Source organism: Oscillatoria sp. HE19RPO, assembly GCF_024220515.1.
Classification (GTDB): domain Bacteria; phylum Cyanobacteriota; class Cyanobacteriia; order Cyanobacteriales; family Laspinemataceae; genus Laspinema.
Genome location: NZ_JAMXOT010000048.1, coordinates 1 through 19386 on the forward strand (window position 1 = coordinate 1; position 19386 = coordinate 19386).

Below are 19386 nucleotides of genomic sequence, written 5' to 3' on the forward strand. Positions count from 1 at the left end.
CAAACAAGAAGAAAAGATTGCGTAAGTCTTGTGCTCGTGTTATGGCATTCGCCATAACAGGAGGTAACGACTGAAGTCGTTACTACAAACAAGAAGAAAAGATTGCGTAAGTCTTGTGCTCGTGTTATGGCATTCGCCATAACAGGAGGTAACGACTGAAGTCGTTACTACAAACAAGAAGAAACGACTTCAGTTGGTACTACAAGCATCTCCCTCATCCTCTCCATCAACCAAGGACAAATGACCAAGGACAAATGACCAATGACCAATGACAAATGACAAATGACCAATGACAAATGACAAATGACCCCATGTTTAGAGAATCAAGACCCGATCGCCGTCTGAGTTTGAGTCTGAGTCTGAATGGAAGAAATTGGTTTAATTTCCTCCACTGCTTCTACCATCGGTTCAAGAGCAAAATAGGCATTAAAAATACTCTGACCCACGCCATTGAGTTGCTCTTGGAGTGTATTGATAAACTCATGCAAACCCGTTTCAAAAATATCGGCAATGGTCATATATTCTAACTGCGATCGCAACCGACCTAAAGCGCGTTCTGCCGGGTCCCTCCAAGTCCCCACCGGAGTGCCCGTAATTTCATGCAGCGATCGCTCGGCATTCAAAAAGCAGAACCGGATTGAGCGTGGAAAATCTCGGTCTAAAATCAAAAACTCCGCAACTACCGTGGGATTAATCCGATGTTGACGTTTGCGATACATCTCATAAGCACTCGCCGATCGCAATAACGACATCCATTGAATCTCATCCAAAGTCGTTCCCACATCATTCACCGACGGCAGCAAAATATAATACTTGACATCCAAAATCCGAGAAGTTTTATCCGCACGTTCCAACAGTCGGCCAATTTGTCCAAAATGCCACCCTTCATTATGGGTCATCGTGGCATCCATAATCCCAGCAAACAAGTGACTTGCCAACTTCACCTGGGTGAAAAAATCATGGAGAGAGGCTAAATTTTGTTTAGGTGCTGCCTCCGTCACCATCATATAAAAGGCATTCACCTGTTCCCACATTTCCGAAGAAATCACTTCGCGGACCGATCGCGCATTCTCCCGCGCTGCTTGTAAACAGGATAAAATCGAATTCGGATAATCGCGATCGAAGGCCAGAAATTGAATCACATTTTCCGGCAGCACTTCCCCATATCGTTCCTGAAACAGAGGTGAATCCCCGGTGATTTTCACCAAGGGGTCCCATTGTTGGGTCATCCCCGTGGGAGAATCCAGAATTAAATTGAGATTGACATCAATAAAACGGGCAATATTTTCCGCCCGTTCTACATAACGATTCAGCCAGTAAATTGAATTTGCAACGCGACTCAGCATGAGAATTTTTAGAGTTTAGAATTGAGAATTGAGAGTATCTGAACCTCAGAGAGTCCTGATTGAAGACTCGGGCCAAATTCCGATTATTCAGCGGTTGGCTGTCAGGAATGTCCCTCCCTCTCACCCCTCAATCCTGACGCTTAACCCCGTCGTTTATTCCGTCACGACCCAAGTATCTTTACTTCCCCCACCTTGGGAAGAGTTGACCACTAAAGACCCTCGTTTTAAGGCCACCCGAGTTAATCCACCGGGGTTAACATAGATATCTTTTCCATAGAGGATATAGGGTCTCAAATCGACGTGACAGCCTTCAATATGACTATCAATTAACGTGGGAACCCGAGACAGACAGAGGGTGGGTTGGGCGATATAATTGCGGGGATTGGTCCGAATGCGATCGGCAAAGTCCGCTCGTTGTTCTGCCGTCGCCTGAGTGCCAATTAACATTCCATACCCGCCGGATTCATTCGCTGCCTTGACCACCAATTTATCCAAATTAGCCAAGGTATGATCTAAATGTTTGGGATTCCCGCATAAATAAGTCGGGACATTGGGAATAATTTGGTCCTCTCCTAGATAATACCGAATCATCTCCGGGACATAAGCATAAATTGCCTTATCATCAGCAACACCCGTTCCCAAAGCATTGGCAATCCCCAATCGACCCGATCGATAAACATCCATCAAACCGGGTACACCTAACAAAGAATCGGAACGAAATGTCAGCGGGTCGATAAAATCATCATCAATGCGACGATAGACCACATCAACACGCTTGAGACCCTTCGTCGTCCGCATTTGCAAGTAACCATCGGCGACGACTAAATCCTTCCCTTCCACCAGTTCCACCCCCATTTGCTGGGCGAGAAACGAATGTTCAAAGTAGGCGGAATTGTAAATCCCTGGGGTAATCACCACCACATTGGGATTCGGCAAATTATCCGGGGCGAGATTGAGTAACGTCTCTAAAAGATGACTGGGATATTCATCAACAGGTTGAATATCCATCGTTCTAAAAATTTGGGGGAATGTACTTTTCATCACCCGGCGGTTTTCTAGAACGTAGGACACCCCAGAAGGACATCGCAAATTATCTTCTAAAACATACCACTGCCCATCTTTTTCTCGGACTAAATCGGTGCCGGTGATATGACACCAAATTCCCTTGGGCGGTTTTAACCCAATGCAAGGTTTGAGAAATCCTTTCGCCGAGTGAACCAATTCGATGGGAATTATCCCATCTTTGATGATTTTCTGTTCCCCATAAATATCAGCAATAAATAGATTTAATGCCTCAATTCGCTGTTTCAGTCCACGATTGAGAGTGGCCCATTCGTTCGCTGCTACAATGCGGGGGATAATGTCAAATGGAAAAATCCGCTCATTGCCTTCGCTATCTCCATAAACGGTGAAGGTGATTCCCAGCTTAAACATGGCGCTTTGTGCCGCCTGTTGTCGCTGGAGAAGTTCTCCATCGGATAGGGAATTGATTCTGTCTATCAAGGGGTTCGCCTGGGGGCGAGGTTTTCCCTTCTCGATAAACAGTTCATCATAAAAGTCGCCTGGATCGTATGTGTCAAATCGCACGGTCTGCTCTCTAACGCTGTCCACTACTTTAGGATAAATGGAGGGGATAGAATACCCACAGACTATTAATTTTTATGAACCTGCCCGGTTTAGATTCCGGGATATCCCTTCTCGAAACTACTACAGGACTAGGGGTATATAGGGTTAAGGGATTTTAAGACGGGCTTTTGGTTTTTCAACAAATCCAGACATTTCTCTATCTGGTGGGTTTAACCCTATACCATAACGACTGAAGTCGTTACTACGAACACCGGATAACGACTGAAGTCGTTACTACGAACACCGGATAACGACTGAAGTCGTTACTACGAACATGAAGAGAACGCCTGAAGGCGTTACTAAGAATGGGGGAAGAATGACATTTAATGGGGATTGGACTGGGTTAGACGATTGAGGAGATGGAGAAAATCTTCGAGAATGGGTTGGGAATTGGTGGGGGTGAGGATGGGGACATGGATGAAGAGGGCATCTATTTTTTTGGGGTGGGCATATATATGATTTAGAACGGCATAATAGAGGGATTCGCAGACAAATTTTCCCGCATCTTCGCTGATTTCGGTGAGTTTTAAATCTTGGATGAGGAGGGGAAGATTTAATCCGGTGACGATCGCCTCTTTGCCACATCTCGCCTGTTTTTCTACAGTCAGTTTTTGCCGACATTCTGCCATGCCGCAACAGATTACGAGATCCGGTTGCAGTTCGTTGATTTTAGCGATCGCCTGTTTGGGGGCCTCGTGAAAATCTACAGGTAATTTCCGTAGGAAGTGCAGATCGTGGGGAATCCCACACACCTGCGACACTTTCTCCAATAACTCATCGGAGGAGTTGGTTTGGTGATGGGACATCCAAATATCAAAGGAGGTTAGCAGGATAGTTTGAGTCATGGCAATGGGTCCGTTAGCCTTTATAATCAAAATAGCCTCAGTCAAGTATTTTAAGGAAAAAGGCAATGCCGGTAATCGCCGTCATCGACTATGATATGGGCAATCTGCACTCCGTCTGTAAGGGATTGGAAAATGCAGGGGCCACAGCCAAAATCACCGATGTGCCTGGGGAAATTGAACAGGCAGATGCAGTTTTGTTACCCGGAGTCGGGTCCTTTGATCCGGCAATCCAACATTTGCGATCGCGGGATTTAGTCTCCCCGGTTAAGGATGCGATCGCCTCGGGAAAACCCTTTCTAGGGGTTTGTCTCGGATTGCAAATCCTGTTTGACAGCAGTGAAGAAGGCAAAGAGCCCGGTTTAGGCATCATTCCCGGGGTAGTTCGTCGCTTTAAATCCGAACCCGGTTTAACCATTCCTCATATCGGGTGGAATCGTCTGGACTTGACGCAACCGGAGGTTCCGTTGTGGCAGCATTTGCAGCATCAACCTTGGTTGTATTTTGTCCATTCTTATTACGTTGACCCCATTGATTCTACGGTGACTGCCGCTACGGTAACTCATGGCAGTCAAACCGTCACCGCTGCGATCGCCCGGGATAACCTAGTTGCCGTCCAATTTCACCCGGAGAAATCTTCCACCGCCGGGTTGCAAATGTTAGCAAACTTTGTCCAACAAATCGAAATGCGATCGCTGGCAATGTCCCATTAAACTGACTGAAAGTTAACCGTCTGTAGGGGCGCTTCGCGAAGCGCCCCTACGGCGGGGGATCAATCCCCCGCCTAATAGCTAAAGTCGGTTGAAACCGACTGAAAGTCTTATCCAGTGGTGTTTTTAATGGTTTCTCTTAGTTCGTAGTAACGACTTCAGTCGTTCTCTTAGTTCGTAGTAACGACTTCAGTCGTTCTCTTAGTTCGTAGTAACGACTTCAGAGGATTTTTTATACGCTGCTGGTGTTGCTTTCAGTCGTCTTTAGACGACTTTAGCTATTAGGCGGGGGTTTGAACCCCCGCCGGTTGTTGCTTGTCGGGCGATTCTCGAATCGCCCCTACAGGCGTTGGTGGATAAATAACCGCTTGTTGTTGCTTTTCGGGCGATTCTCGAATCGCCCCTACAGGGGGATGGGGATAAATAACCGCTTGTTGTTGCTTTTCGGGCGATTCTCGAATCGCCTCTACAGGGGGATGGGGATAAATAACCGCTTGTTGTTGCTTTTCGGGCGATTCTCGAATCGCCTCTACAGGGGGATGGGGATAAATAACCGCCGGTTGTTGCCACTGTCGGGCGATTCTCGAATCGCCTCTACAGGGGGATGGGGATAAATAACCGCTTGTTGTTGCTTTTCGGGCGATTCTCGAATCGCCCCTACAGGGGGATGGGGATAAATAACCGCTTGTTGTTGCTTTTCGGGCGATTCTCGAATCGCCTCTACAGGGGGATGGGGATTTATCCTTGGCGGTTTTTGTTATTAAAAATTCGACGCAAAAAACAACACCCAATCGGTCCTAGCTAAGTGATTTCCTCTGTTCCTTTGAGCTTCTGTGGAGGTGTCGTGAAACCTTAGTTTCAATCGCATTGCTCCCTACTGCATCAGTTGAGGAAATATCAGCCCGGGGATTGGGTGATGTTCTTCGGTTTGTTGTGGTACGAGACAGATGTGAAATTGAACAGCTTGAACCTCTTTAGGTGTGAACGTGGACTTGGCTGTTTGAATCTGCCAGGGAAGCGTTTTCCGCTTCAATTACTACTTTAGCGGGTTTTTCTGGAGATGCAAGCAAATGCAAGAAAGGTTTACATAAATGAAAGTATTTACCTTGAACTAGATTAAGTTAAGTAAACTTCTGGCCCAAACTGACCCTGGAAACTGCCATATTCTGTGGGGTTTAGTCTGGGGGGCATCATTTCTGGTGGTCCGGGCTGGGGCCAGGGTGAAGCAATTCGCAAATTAAGCGGTTTTCGGAAACAGCAGTCTGTTACCTTGATTAAGTTATTGTTATAGGCCGCACGCGCACCTGAATGTCAGTTGCAGCGCAACCCTGGGATTCGGGGCGAGTTTAAGGTAAAAGTGGGTAAGAATTATGGCGCTGATAGTCCAAAAATACGGGGGGTCCTCCGTAGGGTCCGTTGAACGCATTAACGCCGTGGCAGGGCGGGTTCTCAAAACCGTGCAGGGCGGCAATTCCGTGGTGGTGGTCGTTTCGGCGATGGGAAAAACCACTGACGGATTGGTAAAATTAGCCAATGAAATCTCGTCGAATCCCTCTCGCCGGGAAATGGATATGTTGCTTTCCACAGGAGAGCAAATTTCCATCGCCCTGTTGAGTATGGCGTTGCAAGAATTGGGGCAACCGGCAATTTCCCTGACGGGTGCACAGGTGGGCATTGTCACGGAAGCGGCACATACCCGGGCCCGGATTTTGCGAATTGAGACGCAACGAATTGAGCAACAGATTCAAGAAGGTAAAGTGGTTGTGGTTGCCGGATTCCAAGGCATCACGAGTACGAAAGATTTGGAAATTACCACCCTGGGACGGGGGGGTTCGGATACCTCTGCGGTGGCCCTGGCGGCTGCTTTACGGGCCGATCGCTGCGAAATCTATACCGATGTCCCGGGCATTTTAACCGCTGACCCCCGGTTAGTGCCCGATGCCCAACTGATGACGGAAATTACCTGCGATGAAATGCTGGAATTAGCCAGTCTGGGGGCGAAAGTCTTGCATCCTCGGGCGGTGGAAATTGCCCGAAACTATGGCGTTCCGTTGGTGGTTCTCTCCAGTTGGACCGACGATCCCGGGACTCTGGTGAGTTCGCCGACACCAATGGCAAGACCCTTAGAAGGGTTGGAATTGGTTCGTCCGGTGGATGGGGTGGAATTTGATGCCAATCAGGCAAAAGTTGCCCTGTTGCGGGTTCCCGATCGCCCGGGTGTGGCGGCGCAGTTGTTTGGAGAAATCGGACGGCAACAAGTGGATGTGGATTTGATTATCCAGTCGATTCACGAATTGAATACCAATGATATTGCCTTTACCGTGAGTCAGGAATCGGTGAATCAGGCAGAGGCAGTGGCTTCCGCGATCGCCCCGACCCTCCGCAACCGCCTGGATTCAGCCCCAGAAGAGGCAGAAGTCATGGTCGATCGCCAGATTGCCAAAGTCAGTATTTCTGGCGCGGGAATGATTGGACGTCCCGGTGTGGCGGCGAAAATGTTCGCCACCCTTGCTGATGCTGGGGTGAATATGCAGATGATTTCCACCTCAGAAGTGAAAGTGAGTTGCGTGGTGGATGCGGACCAATGCGATCGGGCGATCGATGCCCTTTGCCAAGCGTTTGAAGTCAGTTCCTCTCCCCTGCAATCCGGTAGTTCTAGTCCAGGGAAGGCGATCGACCCCAATACTCCTCCAGTCCGAGGAGTCGCCCTAGATTTGAATCAAGCGCGGGTAGCAATTCGCCATATCCCCGATCGCCCCGGCATGGCAGCAAAATTCTTCGGTGTCCTCGCCCAGGAAAATATTAGCGTAGATACGATTATCCAATCCCAACGCTGCCATATTATCAACGGTATTCCCACCCGAGATATTGCCTTTACCGTGGCCCGGAATGATGCAAAAGATGCCCGTCGAGTCTTAGTTCCCTTAGCCGCAGAATTAGGCTGTGGGGAAATTATTGTAGATGAGGAAATTGCTAAGGTTAGCATTGTCGGTTCTGGCATGGTGAATCATCCCGGTATTGCGGCTGAGATGTTTAATGCTTTAGCAAGGGAACGCATCAACATCCAAATGATTGCTACTTCTGAAATTAAAGTCAGTTGCGTAGTCGATCGCGAGTCAGGAGTGAAAGCCTTGCAAGTCATTCATGCCATTTTCAATCTTGCAGGAACTCAAAAAATCGAAGTTCCTGCGTGATGAATGAGAAATGAGGGGGGAGTTTTTTCCCTTACAAGAGTACATTTTTTACGTTCATGGTGATTGACCTAAGAGTAAAGGGACGAACGGTTCCCTCCCCTTGGCAAGGGGAGGGTTAGGGTGGGGTCCACCCACTTCGCAAAAACACCACTTTTGATACGCCAATTTGCGATGAAACCCTGATTATGTAAAGGATTAAACCTCTTTTTTATAATCTAGGACTTATAGGACCCCACCCAACCCTCCCCAAGACACAGGGGAGGGCTATGAACAACCAAAACTTGAAAAAAATTACTCCCTAAAAAACCTGCTCTTGTAAGGAGTTTTCTCCCCCTCATTCTTGTTATTATTCGCGATCTTATTCCGGCTTTTCTTCCGGGGCTTTTGCCGCCACCTCTGCGGTTTCAAAATACATGGCGTTTAAATCCTCTACATTCAAATCAAAAGCCGTTTTAGGATTGCGGAAATAGGGATGAATCAGCAGAACCTTGTCCGGTCGTCGGTCATTGGGTGCGGCAACAATGTCTTTAATGACCTTCAGATAATCTTTGCCGGTGCTTTCCCAGGTGTAGTCCTCCAACACCAACTTTTGACAGCGCGATCGCATCTCTTCCCACAACGCTTTATCCCCTAACAGCCGTTCTAATCCTCGGGCAATATCTGCCGGATCGCAAGGATCGACGAGGACCGCACATTCTTCCGGAGTTTGTTTGAGCACTTCACTCAATCCGCTATTTTCAGTCACCACCAAGGGTAACCCCGCCGCTGCTGCTTCCAATGGGGCTAATCCAAAGGGTTCAAACAACGAAGTTAAAGTAAACACCGAACCCCGTTTTGCTAAAAATCGATAACAAGCAGCCAAAGCGGGTTGATCCGGCAAGGAAAACGCGCTGATTTTCCCCCATAACTTACTCTTTTTAACCACTTTCCGAATCGGCGCTAAGACCCGTTCCGTCTCATCATCGCCGCATTCTTCCTGAAGAGGATTATCCAGTCCCCCCGTAATCATCACCAGATTTGCCGTTTTTTGCAGCGTCTCACTCTGAGCAAAGGCTTCCACGAGTCCTTGGAGGTTTTTCTTCGGTGCGAGGCGGCTAGAGGCCAAAATAATCGGATATCCCAGACGGTCCTCATCAATATCCCGGGCCAATCGTTCATCAATTAGGTCCTGAATCTCTTTTTCGTTCTCGCAGGAGACATTGGGACTAAACATACTCGCATCGACCCCCGGTGCAATCACCTCAAACCGGGTATCGTCGTTCACATCCGCCGCATCCTGATAAACCCGATGACCATATTGCTCAAAGCGTTCTGTTTGCGTACTGGTAATATTGACCGCTGACCGATTCATGCTCAAGCGTTCCGCCACCAGACGCCGAGCAAAATGAAAATGCCTGTCCATGCTTTCCATATTTTGCGGCGTCATTTCCAGTTTGTCGATTTTTTGAGCGCCGAGGGAATGACCCGTAAAGGTGAAGGGGATACCCGTGGCGGCTTCAATCAAGACCCCGGCGAGACCCCCATCGCCATAGTGCGTGGTAAATACATCGGGGAATGCGCCCTCTTCTCGATAGAATTGGAGAATATTGGGCACCCATTCTTTGACCAGATGCGGCCAAAGGAGTTCTTTCCTGATAAATCCTTTTGGGCCCGCGCGAAAGCGGATAATTCGGACATTTTCCACCCCAGGATAGGAATCGAACGGTTCGGCAAACTCGGGCCAGTCAGAGTCAATAATCTGGCGAGTGATAATATCAACTTTGTGACCTTGATGGGCAATGGCGATCGCCACCTGTTTCACATAAACTAACTGGCCCCCGAAATCCGGATGTTCAGTCAGATGACTATCTTTTGGATCGAAGTTACCCTGGGGATTGAGAAATGCAATACGCATAAGCAGATTTTTAACGAAACGACTGCCTCAAGTGTATAGGGTTGAGGGAGATTCGCCACATTCTCAATAGTAGCTTGCCCTCTGAAGCATTCACTGGTCAGTCTTTGACCGAAAATGAAAGATAATTTGGATCATGGCGATCGCGCTTATTTCGATAACCTAGAAGATAAAAGTCGCGCTTATTAATTATGAATTCACTCTCATCCCAGATTTGTGCCATTGATGACGAACTCTCCAAACGTGAGCTTGCTCTCGACCCTGGGGGTTATTTCATCATCTACCTCGATCGCGAGGCTGCATTAATTTGTGCCAAGCATTATACCAATGTGATTGACGATCGCGGGTTAGCCGTTGACCCGGAAACCGGGAAACCGATACCCGCCCGAGGAAAGGTCAACCGCACTGCCGAAACGTTATTTTCTGGGAGAACCGCGAAAGAACTCTGCGTGAAAATTTTTGAGGAAACGGACCCTTGTTCCGTGACAATGCTGGAGCACGCCGCCTATCTCGGTCGAGAATTCATGCGCGCTCAAATGGCCCTGGTGAGTGGGGAGGAGTATGTCCAGGACTAAGGGAGGGGTACAGTCTTTACCAGGGACAAGCAACGGGGTTTGGGCCCTAGATGGGTCCCAACGCCAGTGGAGAGTTTGAAACCCAACCCGGTGTTTGACGGTTGATACCAAATCCGGTTGTTAAAAGTGGATTTTCCGGATTAGCCTGCGTAGGCACCGCTTCGTCCGCAAGTGCCCCACCCTTGAGGGTGTGGGTTTTTGTGGATTTTCTGTATTAGCCTGCGTAGGCACCGCTTCGTCCGCAAGTGCCCCACCCTTGAGGGTGTGGGTTTTTACAGACTATCATCATTACCGGATTCCGTATAAGGTTGGGGATAAGCGCATTCTGGGTCAATGAGCTTATCCCCAAGTCGAATCCCGAATCAAAATCTGTGCCAGTTACTGTAAAAAGCCTCCTTGATAGAAATAATAGGTGGCCATTGGGATAACTGTCGCTAAGACTAACAGGACAATCACTACCATCGTGGCATTGCCGGTATCAGTTTCTTCGGCAGTGGCAAAGGTGCGTTCAATGTTCAAACTGGTATCAACAATCGGGGGACCGGGGTCCGGTTGACCGGAAAGGACGGCAATCAGGCGATCGCTGACATCGGTTAAAGCTTGATTGTATTTATCCCCCTCTCGTAAGGGGACTTGCAGGGTTTCTTGGGCGACACTTTCAGCAATTTCAGCAGTTAAGAGAGATTGGATGTCATCTCCAGTCCGGATAGCGGAATTATTCGTGAGGGTATCGACCACCAGTAAGGTTTGATGGGACCCTTCTTCTGGGGTGGGAAACCATTTTTCAAAGAGTTTTTCGGTAAAACTATCAATGGTTTCGCCGTAGTCTAGGCGGCGAATGGTGACGAAACGAACTTCGTTGCCGGTGTCTTTTTGCAGGGCACCGAGGGCTTTACTGAGATTGCCTTCGGTGAGGCGACTGAGGACTTCGGCATCATCAATGGTCCAGGTGCGATCGCCTGCATGGAGAATCGGCATTTGATAGACCCCGGTTGCCGCAGCGGGGGCCACTGCCACCAAGGTTGCTAAGGCGATCGCCGTGATGGATAAAAGGAGTCCGGTGAATCCGGCTTTCCAAGGGGTTATTCGTTGAAGGATCTGTTTCATAAAATAGGTCTTACAAACTTATTGTTTAACTTTACCCCATTCACCCGGACCGATTAAACCCGATGATCCCTTCGGCGACTTCCTCAAAAAGCCCAACTCTGCGATTTGTTGCTGCCCCTAACCCGGTAAGATGATTGAGTTCAAAAAGCAGTGAAAAGAAGGATACTCAGGATGGAAGCATTACCAGAACAGGTGCAACGATTGCGCGATCGCGTAGCGGTGGTGACGGGTGCTTCGCGGGGAATTGGTCGGGCGACTGCAGTCGCCCTCGCCGCCGAAGGAGCTAAAATTGCCATTAACTATGCCAGTAATAGTACCGCCGCCGATCAACTGGTTGAAGAAATTACCGCCGCTGGTGGCGAGGCAACAGCCATCCAAGCGGATGTTAGCAAGGTTGATTCTGTCGATGCCCTGATCAAAACCGTGACTGACCAATGGGGACGCATCGATATTTTAGTCAATAATGCCGGAATTACTCGCGACACCCTGCTGTTAAGAATGAAACCGGAAGATTGGCAAGCCGTCATTGACACCAATCTCACCGGAGTTTTTCTCTGTACTCGGGCCGTCAGCAAACTCATGCTCAAACAAAAATCCGGTCGGATTATTAATATTGCTTCCGTTGCTGGTCAAATGGGTAACCCCGGCCAAGCCAACTATAGTGCAGCAAAAGCCGGGGTAATTGGCTTTACCAAAACGGTGGCCAAAGAACTCGCCTCTCGGGGGATTACGGTCAATGCAGTTGCCCCCGGATTCATCGCCACCGATATGACCAAAGACCTCAAAGGTGGGGAAGAAATCCTCAAATTTATTCCCCTCGCGCGTTATGGGGAACCTGAAGAAGTGGCGGGTTTAGTTCGCTTCCTGGCAGCAGATCCGGCTGCGGCTTATATCACCGGGCAAACGATTAATGTGGATGGGGGAATGGTGATGGCTTAATCGGCCATCCACCGGGTGAAACCGCCAGGGAAAAATGCCTCCATTCTTCTTTTTCTTTAAGTTAAAGCCGGTTTAACGGCCTTTCCATTTGGCAAAAAATTAGCCTTTGCCAATTTTTTCGGCCAAGGTTCAGGCGTGGGGAGAACAGTACGGATTCTCTCCTCGTACTGGGTCTAATACCAAATCCGGTTGTTAAAAGTCGGTTTTCGCTTTTAGCCCGCGCAGGCGGGCTTCGTCCGTATAGCCCCGGGCTTAAGCCTGCGGGTTTTTACAGACCGATTCCAACCGGATTCCGTATAATTCAATGTTTTAAAAGGCGAGGGATTGACTATAAGAACGAGAGTCGGATACCTGAACCTGCAAGCGATCGCAAGAAATGCGTTCTGGCCTCCCGGGAACGCCCTTTTGACAAGTTGTAATTTCTAATTGAGCCTCTGGAACAGCGGTAAACATCAACCGTTCTTGAGGAAACAAAACCCGTTCTAATTCAAAATCTTTTGAATTAATCAGTTTGAGAATTTGAAGATAAGGGGTCGAATTGCGATAAAAGCATAAAATATGGGGAAAAGCATTGTCTGTTTTAACTTGTTCTTCCAGCAGGTTTGAATTTAATAGCATTTTAATTGGGATAAATGTTAAGTAGGTTAGTTGTTGAAGTTTGCCCTCTTTTTTTCTATGATTTGAGTAGAAATGGGCTAAATCTTCCCTTAATTTATATCATTCATAACAGTCTTTTATATCTATCTTTAGTTAGATTATGGGATGGTAGAAGGACTTAGGTATATCCCCGGATAAAGAGGGCCATGTTAAGGTGTGAGGTGATGATCAATACAGCCCGGTCCGGACTGACTGATTCCCGCTATCCGTACCCGGGGCAATTTATGATCTGCCCGCCTACGGATTGGGTTCCATCGGTTCAATTTGCGGAAGTCTTGCCAGTACAGGAAAGGAAGAATGAAACCGGCCCCCTGGACCATCGTTTTAATTTTAGGATTAGGTATTTTCGCTCTCTCTACTGGGGCGATTTTAATCCGATTGGCATTCCAAGCTGCCGGGGTACAGGGGGTGGGATTTAGCCTGATTTTAGCAGCCTCTCGGTTGAGTTTAGCAGCCCTATTGTTGCTACCAGCTTGGAGAAACATCAAACCGCAATCCCTACAATCTGGGTCCGTTATTTATGCTGGGGTTGCCGGGGGATTTCTTGCCCTTCATTTTGCCACTTGGATTACATCCTTATCCTATACCTCGATTGCCGCCTCTACGGCAATTGTCACCACAAATCCCGTATGGATTGCCCTGTTTTCATTCCTGTTTGGAGAAAAGCCAAAACCCAGCACTTTAGTGGGGATTACTCTGGCATTAATGGGGGGATTAGCAATTGGTTTGGGCGGGACAGAATCGAGTGCGATCGCCAGCCATCCACTGCTAGGAAATAGTTTAGCTTTGATGGGTTCCTGGGCAATTAGCGGTTATTTATTGTTAGGAAAAGAGGCACAACGTCGGGGGATGGGAATTGGCAGTTATGCGGCGATCGCCTATAGTAGTGCCGCCCTGATTTTGTTGCCATTACCCCTGTTATGGGGAACGAGTTATTTGGGGTATCCCCCATCGGTGTATGGGTATGTTCTGTTGATGGCGATCGGACCCCAACTGATTGGACATACCAGTTTTAACTGGGCCTTGCGCTGGATTTCTCCAACTTTAGTCACCTTAGTTATCCTATTTGAACCTGTGGGGGCGAGTATTTTAGGCTATTTTATCTTTGGAGAACTGCCCGGAATGGGGGTCATTGGTGGGGCGCTAGTTTTGCTGATTGGCGTGGCGATCGCCGCCCTTGCCACTCGACCCATTCCCACCCAATCATAACCTTTCAACCCGTCAGGTAATTGCATTTTAATAGAGGTTAAAAAAAGGGAGAAATTATTCAATAACCATAACCAAATTTTCATTCTTAATCCGCCATAAAAATCTGATGCTGTGCCGCATCATTTTACGGTCCAGGGTAAACCTTGCATCTGAGTAGACTCGACCACCTTTGGATGCGGATCAATGGGTTTGATTAGGGTTCTAAGTTTGAGCTGAACATCTACCGGGTCAATCGCACGGGAAAATAGCCTAGAGTGTGTAACAGGTTGCTCAAGATGCAACACAACGCGCAACTGCTGTCCTCTGAGAACCTGTGCAGCAAAATTACTTTCTGAACTGTCCGAAGCATTAAGTTTAGCAGGCAACATCGCAGCCAGGGTACACAACACTTTGCCTGCTACTTCTTCCACCAAGTCCAGCGGCTTTGTTCGACTCTGCTGGCGATAGTCTTTGGCTTCAATGAGCCAGATCACCTGGCCTTCAATCGCAATCAGATCAACAGCCTTGATGCCAGACAACCTCCTAGAAAAATGATTCCGATAAAACGCCCATTCATCGTACTTGCTCACTTTCCAAGAATCGGAAAAACTAAAAATTAAACTATCAACCTGGATCTCTATCATTCTTAAATTCCGCTTTGAATAAACCGATCAGATTGGGCAAGCTGTTCATCCAGGGTTGTAATCTCTCCAATCTCATCAATTTCATCCCCTTGTCTAACTAAAACGCTGTCATCTGAGAAGTGTAAACCAAAGAATCGTGCAGAAAATGGAGAATTTTTATGAGCAGTCATCAGAATTTCTAGCTCACGCAGCAAAAATAAGCTATGAGTTGCTATAAATACTTGAATCTCTGCCTGCTGACTCAAGCTGACAATGCTCCGAGCAACCTGTTTGATCAACAGCGGATTAAGATTCGCTTCTGGCTCATCCCAAAACAAAAATCCTTTGTCTAATAACATCCCATTTGCTATTAAACGGGCTAACATGGCTAATTTGCGCTGGCCTTCGGCAACTAATGGCATCTCGAATCTACCGCTTTCATTTGTTAAATAAAACCGGCCATTTTTATCGAGAATGATTGCCCCTCCCATAGCTAACTCCAGGGGGGCCAATAATTCTTGTATTCTTTTCTCTTTGGGGCCGCGCTGTAAAGGAGCGCCAAGCAGTAGGCAAGTGTCTCGCCAAGTTTCTTCAAATTCTAAATAATGACCTTCATACACGGAGACAAAATTTGGAAAAATTGTTAATAACTCACGGGTGGGGAGATAAACAGGTGCGATGTCTAGCCAAGATTCTGGAACTTTTTCTAGTAAGACTTCTGTTTTACTATTAGTGGAAAAACTAAAGGCAAAATCGAACTGAGGATTTTCAAAACTCAGTTGGATATCGCATCTATTTCGCCCTTGCTTGCGCCGAGCCAGCCGTCCCAGCGATTCAGGCCGAAAAACATTCACGAGCTTTTCTGCTAAACGACTTTGCATCAAAGTCTTGGTCGGTGAGTTATTAAATGGTTTTTTTCCTTCTTCCCAACTGGTAGCAACTGCAGAATAAATTATTTTGAGAAGATGGGTTTTTCCAGTTCCATTCTCACCAATAATAACATTAAGTTTCTTGGAAAAATTAAGATTAACCTCCGGAAAAACCGTCAATCTTTTGACATTCAAACTATTTAACATGAATTACTCCTCAACGAATTCCATCCTCTCAGAGAGGCTTGTGGAAATTAGAAGCAAAAATTTGGTTCGTGATTCCCTTAAAATCTACACTAGCACAATCAAAGACTTTGTAGGAAAATTTAAAAATTCCTAAAGTTCGCCCAAAGTAACCTTGACACAAGCTCTAACACCATCCCAATCCTGCTCAGATAAATGCCCAATCTTCATCAAGTTAGCTGTCGGAGGCAAGGTAACGATAAAGCTGCGGAAAACAGACGGGACTCGCAAACCGGCCTCTTGCCAGTCCTGAAGCGGATAGTCGGTCACACCTAACCCTGTTGTTTGCGAGGTGATGAGTCCAACAATCACATCAGGACGGTTTGCATGATATATCTCTGAAGATAGGACAAGGGCTGGACGGCGTTTAACCCCCGTAACACCAGGAAAATCAACCGTTACAACATCACCGGGATGAAAACTCATTCAGCCATCTCCTCATCGTCAGGAAAAATAGTCGCCGCATATTGCCAAGAAAACGCCGCTAAATCCTGTTGATCGGCTTCGGTCCAGGCATCACTGTCATCAACAATAGCATTTTGTTGAATTAAGCCATTGAGAATCAGTGTAGCCAATTTGAGTCGTTCGGTTGGAGGAAGTGTAGAAACAATTTCAATATAGATTTCTTGAGGAGTTTTTGTCATAAAATATTAGGGTAAATTTTTAGCTATGTTTCAATATTGAACTGATTTGGGTAAGTCCCAAATAACCCAATCATAGAAGCTAAAGCGGCTTAAGGAGTTCAATCATCGACAATATATTGATTCACGGATAAGCCTTCATTTTTAGCAAGGGTAGCAAGCTGTTGATGCAAGGTTTTAGGTGATCTTAACGTTAATTGGCTGATGATGGGTTGTCTATTCATACGAATCCAGTCACAAATTACCGTAACCCCTGATGGTGTCGGGGCATCCTTTGCGAATTGCCCCAACCTGAAAGGGTGGGTTCTCAAAATATGTGTCAGTCCTGTTTAGGAAAAGCAAGCATTACCTCCCTCTACTGATGCCACATTGACAGAAGTAGGGGCGGCAATGCTACGGCGGAATTTTAAGCAATTGGGGACCGGACGCGATGGCCGATATCTCGGCGATAGTAAGAACCCTCGAAGTGGATTTGTTCTACGCCTTGATAGGCCTTGGCAAAGGCATCGTCAAAGTCGGTGCCGATCGCGGTGACGCCGAGGACTCTTCCTCCTTTGGTGAGCACTTGTCCGTTTTGGAGTTCGGTTCCGGCATGGAAGGTGACGGCCCCGATCGCCTCCGCTTGCTCTAATCCGGTAATCACATCCCCGGTTTTATAGTCTCCGGGATATCCTCCAGCAGCCATCACCACGCAGGCAGAGGCTCCATTTTTCCAGCGCAGGGGGGGGAGTTCGGCTAGGGTTTGGTTGACGCAGGCGAGGAGAATTTCGTCGAGGGGGGTTTCTAATAAGGGCAAAATGGCCTGGGTTTCCGGGTCCCCAAAGCGGCAGTTAAATTCCAGCACTTTGATGTCACCTTCCGGGGAAATCATCAGTCCGGCATAGAGGACGCCGCGATAGTCAATATTGCGATCGCGCAAACTGGCGATCGCCGGTTCCAATACCTCCCTCTGTACCCGTTCCATCATCTCCGGGGTGACCAAAGGGGCCGGTGCATAGACTCCCATGCCGCCCGTATTCGGCCCTGTATCCCCCTCTCCCACGGCTTTATGATCCTGGGCCGGAAGCAAGGGGCGCACGGTTAAGCCATCGGTAATGGCTAACACCGAGGCTTCTTGACCGATCAAGCATTCTTCAATCACGATGCATTCACCAGAAAGGCCAAATTTGCCCCCAAAGGATTCGGAAATTGCCGCTTTGGCTTCTTCCACCGTTGCCGCCACCGTCACCCCTTTCCCAGCGGCTAATCCATCGGCTTTGACCACAATCGGCGCACCCTGTTCTTCCACATAAGCCAAGGCTTGGGCGATTTCTTCATCGGTGAACGTCTGCGATCGCGCCGTGGGAATGCCCACATCTTGCATAAATGCTTTCGCCCAGGATTTGCTCGCTTCCAGTTGAGCACCGGATTGAGAAGGACCAAATACGGGGATTTTTTCTTGCTGTAAATAGTCGGCCAATCCCATCGCTAAGGGCACTTCTGGGCCAATCACGACTAACCCGATTTCATGGGTTTGGACCGCCTCTTTAATACCATAAAAATCGGTGGCTGTCAAGGATAAATTTTGGCAATTTTCTAAAATTGCCGTGCCTCCATTTCCCGGCACACAAAAGACTCCCTCAACTGTTTTAGACTGCAACAGTTTCCAAGCAAGGGCGTGTTCGCGGCCCCCATTTCCCACAACTAAAACCTTCACGTTTGCCTCGTTTAGCACTTAACTTGATCTCTGAGTCAGCCATGATGGTGACCCAATCGATTTTATGTTAGAACGGGATAGCTTCTTTAGGGTGATTTCGTTTAATTTCTCTTCAACTGTACCTACGGTGAATTTATGACGACAAGTATTGTGACTGGTGTTGGGGGTTTTGTTGGGTCTCATTTAGCCGAAGTCCTACTCGATCGCGGGGAACGGGTGATTGGCATTGACCAATTTAACGATTACTACGACCCCCGCTTAAAACGCCAGAATATTGCCTCGTTTGCAACCCAGAGCGCCTTTCAACTGATTGAAGCGGATATCCAGTCGTTAGATTGGCGATCGCTGCTTGCGGATGTGGATTTCATCTATCATCAAGCGGCACAAGCGGGGGTCCGCGCCAGTTGGGGAGAGGGGTTTCGCGCTTACACCGAACGCAATCTCAACGCCACCCAGGTGATGCTAGAGGCAGCGAAGGATGCCAAGCAACTCCAGCGATTTGTCTTCGCCTCCTCTTCCTCGGTATATGGCAATGCCGAAACCATGCCGACGAGTGAAGCAATTTGTCCGGCACCTGTTTCCCCTTATGGGATTACCAAGTTGGCATCGGAACAATTATGTGTGTTATATCACCGCAACTTTGGGGTGCCCGTGGTGGGGTTGCGTTATTTTACTGTTTATGGTCCTCGTCAGCGTCCGGATATGGCGTTTCACAAGTTTTTAAAAGCGGCATTGGTTGACGAAGCTATTCCGATTTATGGGGATGGACAGCAAACCCGAGATTTTACTTATATTAGTGATGCGGTTGCGGCTAATTTAGCCTCGGCGAGTTCCCAAGAAGCCTCTGGGGAAGTGTTCAATATTGGGGGAGGTTCTCGGGTTTCTCTAGCTCATGTGATTGATACCATTGAGGAGGTAATTGGACGCCCCATTCGTCGCAACTATGTCGAGTCGGCGATCGGGGATGCACGTCACACCAGCGCGGATGTTTCCAAGGCACAGCGCCTCATCGGATATCAGCCGAAAGTCCCTCTCAAAGAGGGATTAACCCGAGAATGGGAGTGGATTCAATCCCTTTATCAGTAAAAGATTTTGCTTGAACGACTGAAGTGGTTATCCATGTTCGTAGTAACGACTTCAGTCGTACTCTTCTAGTTCGTAGTAACGACTGAAGTGGTTATCTGAGTTCGTAGTAACGACTTCAGTCGTACTCTTCTAGTTCGTAGTAACGACTGAAGT

The 19386-nt window shown here is 47.8% G+C and carries 19 protein-coding genes; 6 read left to right on the top strand and 13 right to left on the bottom strand.

Annotated features, from left to right (window positions below):
• Nucleotides 1–323 precede the first annotated feature (323 nt).
• The 3 genes from NG833_RS05460 to NG833_RS05470 form a co-directional block, all read right to left on the bottom strand.
• On the bottom strand, nt 324–1346 hold the full coding sequence (locus tag NG833_RS05460; protein WP_254564295.1) for an alpha-E domain-containing protein: 1023 nt from the start codon (nt 1344–1346) through the stop codon (nt 324–326).
• 153 nt (nt 1347–1499) lie between these two features.
• Nucleotides 1500–2933, bottom strand: coding sequence for a circularly permuted type 2 ATP-grasp protein (locus NG833_RS05465; protein WP_254564296.1), 1434 nt, complete (start codon nt 2931–2933; stop codon nt 1500–1502).
• Between the two features lie 362 nt (nt 2934–3295).
• A complete protein-coding gene (locus NG833_RS05470; protein WP_254564297.1) occupies nt 3296–3817 on the bottom strand; it encodes a peptidase C15 in 522 nt (173 codons plus the stop codon).
• A 65-nt stretch (nt 3818–3882) separates the two neighbouring features.
• On the opposite strand from NG833_RS05470, the gene hisH reads away from it, so the two are divergent.
• Nucleotides 3883–4527, top strand: a complete 645-nt coding sequence (gene hisH, locus NG833_RS05475) for an imidazole glycerol phosphate synthase subunit HisH (protein WP_254564298.1) — start codon at nt 3883–3885, stop codon at nt 4525–4527.
• A gap of 278 nt (nt 4528–4805) precedes the next feature.
• On the opposite strand, the gene NG833_RS05480 is transcribed toward hisH, so the two are convergent.
• Nucleotides 4806–5315, bottom strand: a complete 510-nt coding sequence (locus NG833_RS05480) for a hypothetical protein (RefSeq protein ID WP_254564299.1) — start codon at nt 5313–5315, stop codon at nt 4806–4808.
• 579 nt (nt 5316–5894) lie between these two features.
• On the opposite strand from NG833_RS05480, the gene NG833_RS05485 reads away from it, so the two are divergent.
• A complete protein-coding gene (locus tag NG833_RS05485) occupies nt 5895–7718 on the top strand; it encodes an aspartate kinase (protein WP_254564300.1) in 1824 nt (607 codons plus the stop codon).
• A 358-nt stretch (nt 7719–8076) separates the two neighbouring features.
• Here the strand turns inward: NG833_RS05485 and NG833_RS05490 are convergent, their stop codons facing one another.
• Entirely contained in the window at nt 8077–9612 is a 1536-nt protein-coding gene (locus NG833_RS05490; protein ID WP_254564301.1) for a glycosyltransferase, read from the bottom strand.
• A 188-nt stretch (nt 9613–9800) separates the two neighbouring features.
• On the opposite strand from NG833_RS05490, the gene NG833_RS05495 reads away from it, so the two are divergent.
• A complete protein-coding gene (locus NG833_RS05495) occupies nt 9801–10184 on the top strand; it encodes a DUF4346 domain-containing protein (RefSeq protein WP_254564302.1) in 384 nt (127 codons plus the stop codon).
• A 378-nt stretch (nt 10185–10562) separates the two neighbouring features.
• Here NG833_RS05495 and psb32 read toward each other — a convergent pair whose 3' ends face one another.
• Nucleotides 10563–11291 (bottom strand): photosystem II repair protein Psb32, encoded by a 729-nt coding sequence (gene psb32 / locus NG833_RS05500; protein ID WP_254564303.1) that lies wholly within the window; start codon nt 11289–11291, stop codon nt 10563–10565.
• Nucleotides 11292–11462: 171 nt separating this feature from the next.
• Here psb32 and fabG point away from each other — a divergent pair, with 171 nt between their 5' ends.
• A complete protein-coding gene (fabG, locus tag NG833_RS05505; protein WP_254564304.1) occupies nt 11463–12230 on the top strand; it encodes a 3-oxoacyl-[acyl-carrier-protein] reductase in 768 nt (255 codons plus the stop codon).
• A gap of 309 nt (nt 12231–12539) precedes the next feature.
• On the opposite strand, the gene NG833_RS05510 is transcribed toward fabG, so the two are convergent.
• Nucleotides 12540–12848, bottom strand: a complete 309-nt coding sequence (locus tag NG833_RS05510; RefSeq protein ID WP_254564305.1) for a DUF1830 domain-containing protein — start codon at nt 12846–12848, stop codon at nt 12540–12542.
• A gap of 336 nt (nt 12849–13184) precedes the next feature.
• Here NG833_RS05510 and NG833_RS05515 point away from each other — a divergent pair, with 336 nt between their 5' ends.
• The gene (locus tag NG833_RS05515; RefSeq protein WP_254564306.1) at nt 13185–14096 is read left to right on the top strand and encodes a DMT family transporter; all 912 of its coding nucleotides are present in this window, start codon (nt 13185–13187) and stop codon (nt 14094–14096) included.
• A 119-nt stretch (nt 14097–14215) separates the two neighbouring features.
• On the opposite strand, the gene NG833_RS05520 is transcribed toward NG833_RS05515, so the two are convergent.
• From NG833_RS05520 to purD, 6 genes are all read right to left on the bottom strand, one after another.
• Nucleotides 14216–14719, bottom strand: coding sequence for a hypothetical protein (locus NG833_RS05520; RefSeq protein ID WP_254564307.1), 504 nt, complete (start codon nt 14717–14719; stop codon nt 14216–14218).
• 2 nt (nt 14720–14721) lie between these two features.
• A complete protein-coding gene (locus tag NG833_RS05525) occupies nt 14722–15774 on the bottom strand; it encodes an ATP/GTP-binding protein (RefSeq protein ID WP_254564308.1) in 1053 nt (350 codons plus the stop codon).
• 129 nt (nt 15775–15903) lie between these two features.
• Complete coding sequence (locus tag NG833_RS05530; protein ID WP_254564309.1) at nt 15904–16236, bottom strand: type II toxin-antitoxin system PemK/MazF family toxin; 333 nt, start codon at nt 16234–16236, stop codon at nt 15904–15906.
• On the bottom strand, nt 16233–16454 hold the full coding sequence (locus NG833_RS05535; RefSeq protein WP_254564310.1) for a hypothetical protein: 222 nt from the start codon (nt 16452–16454) through the stop codon (nt 16233–16235). The genes NG833_RS05530 and NG833_RS05535 overlap by 4 nt, the downstream gene beginning before the upstream one ends.
• Nucleotides 16455–16552: 98 nt before the next feature.
• A complete protein-coding gene (locus NG833_RS05540; protein WP_254564311.1) occupies nt 16553–16675 on the bottom strand; it encodes a toxin-antitoxin system HicB family antitoxin in 123 nt (40 codons plus the stop codon).
• 182 nt (nt 16676–16857) lie between these two features.
• A complete protein-coding gene (gene purD / locus NG833_RS05545; RefSeq protein ID WP_254564313.1) occupies nt 16858–18147 on the bottom strand; it encodes a phosphoribosylamine--glycine ligase in 1290 nt (429 codons plus the stop codon).
• A gap of 135 nt (nt 18148–18282) precedes the next feature.
• Here purD and NG833_RS05550 point away from each other — a divergent pair, with 135 nt between their 5' ends.
• Nucleotides 18283–19233, top strand: coding sequence for an NAD-dependent epimerase/dehydratase family protein (locus NG833_RS05550; RefSeq protein WP_254564312.1), 951 nt, complete (start codon nt 18283–18285; stop codon nt 19231–19233).
• Nucleotides 19234–19386 lie beyond the last annotated feature (153 nt).

Excerpts from the sequence above, each read along its gene's own strand:
- NG833_RS05460 (WP_254564295.1), bottom strand. The coding sequence starts at position 1,346 with ATGCTGAGTCGCGTTGCAAATTCAATTTACTGGCTGAATCGTTATGTA.
- NG833_RS05470 (WP_254564297.1), bottom strand. The coding sequence starts at position 3,817 with ATGACTCAAACTATCCTGCTAACCTCCTTTGATATTTGGATGTCCCAT.
- hisH (WP_254564298.1), top strand. The coding sequence starts at position 3,883 with ATGCCGGTAATCGCCGTCATCGACTATGATATGGGCAATCTGCACTCC.
- NG833_RS05485 (WP_254564300.1), top strand. The coding sequence starts at position 5,895 with ATGGCGCTGATAGTCCAAAAATACGGGGGGTCCTCCGTAGGGTCCGTT.
- NG833_RS05490 (WP_254564301.1), bottom strand. The coding sequence starts at position 9,612 with ATGCGTATTGCATTTCTCAATCCCCAGGGTAACTTCGATCCAAAAGAT.
- NG833_RS05495 (WP_254564302.1), top strand. The coding sequence starts at position 9,801 with ATGAATTCACTCTCATCCCAGATTTGTGCCATTGATGACGAACTCTCC.
- psb32 (WP_254564303.1), bottom strand. The coding sequence starts at position 11,291 with ATGAAACAGATCCTTCAACGAATAACCCCTTGGAAAGCCGGATTCACC.
- fabG (WP_254564304.1), top strand. The coding sequence starts at position 11,463 with ATGGAAGCATTACCAGAACAGGTGCAACGATTGCGCGATCGCGTAGCG.
- NG833_RS05510 (WP_254564305.1), bottom strand. The coding sequence starts at position 12,848 with ATGCTATTAAATTCAAACCTGCTGGAAGAACAAGTTAAAACAGACAAT.
- NG833_RS05515 (WP_254564306.1), top strand. The coding sequence starts at position 13,185 with ATGAAACCGGCCCCCTGGACCATCGTTTTAATTTTAGGATTAGGTATT.
- NG833_RS05520 (WP_254564307.1), bottom strand. The coding sequence starts at position 14,719 with ATGATAGAGATCCAGGTTGATAGTTTAATTTTTAGTTTTTCCGATTCT.
- NG833_RS05525 (WP_254564308.1), bottom strand. The coding sequence starts at position 15,774 with ATGTTAAATAGTTTGAATGTCAAAAGATTGACGGTTTTTCCGGAGGTT.
- NG833_RS05530 (WP_254564309.1), bottom strand. The coding sequence starts at position 16,236 with ATGAGTTTTCATCCCGGTGATGTTGTAACGGTTGATTTTCCTGGTGTT.
- NG833_RS05535 (WP_254564310.1), bottom strand. The coding sequence starts at position 16,454 with ATGACAAAAACTCCTCAAGAAATCTATATTGAAATTGTTTCTACACTT.
- NG833_RS05540 (WP_254564311.1), bottom strand. The coding sequence starts at position 16,675 with ATGAATAGACAACCCATCATCAGCCAATTAACGTTAAGATCACCTAAA.
- NG833_RS05550 (WP_254564312.1), top strand. The coding sequence starts at position 18,283 with ATGACGACAAGTATTGTGACTGGTGTTGGGGGTTTTGTTGGGTCTCAT.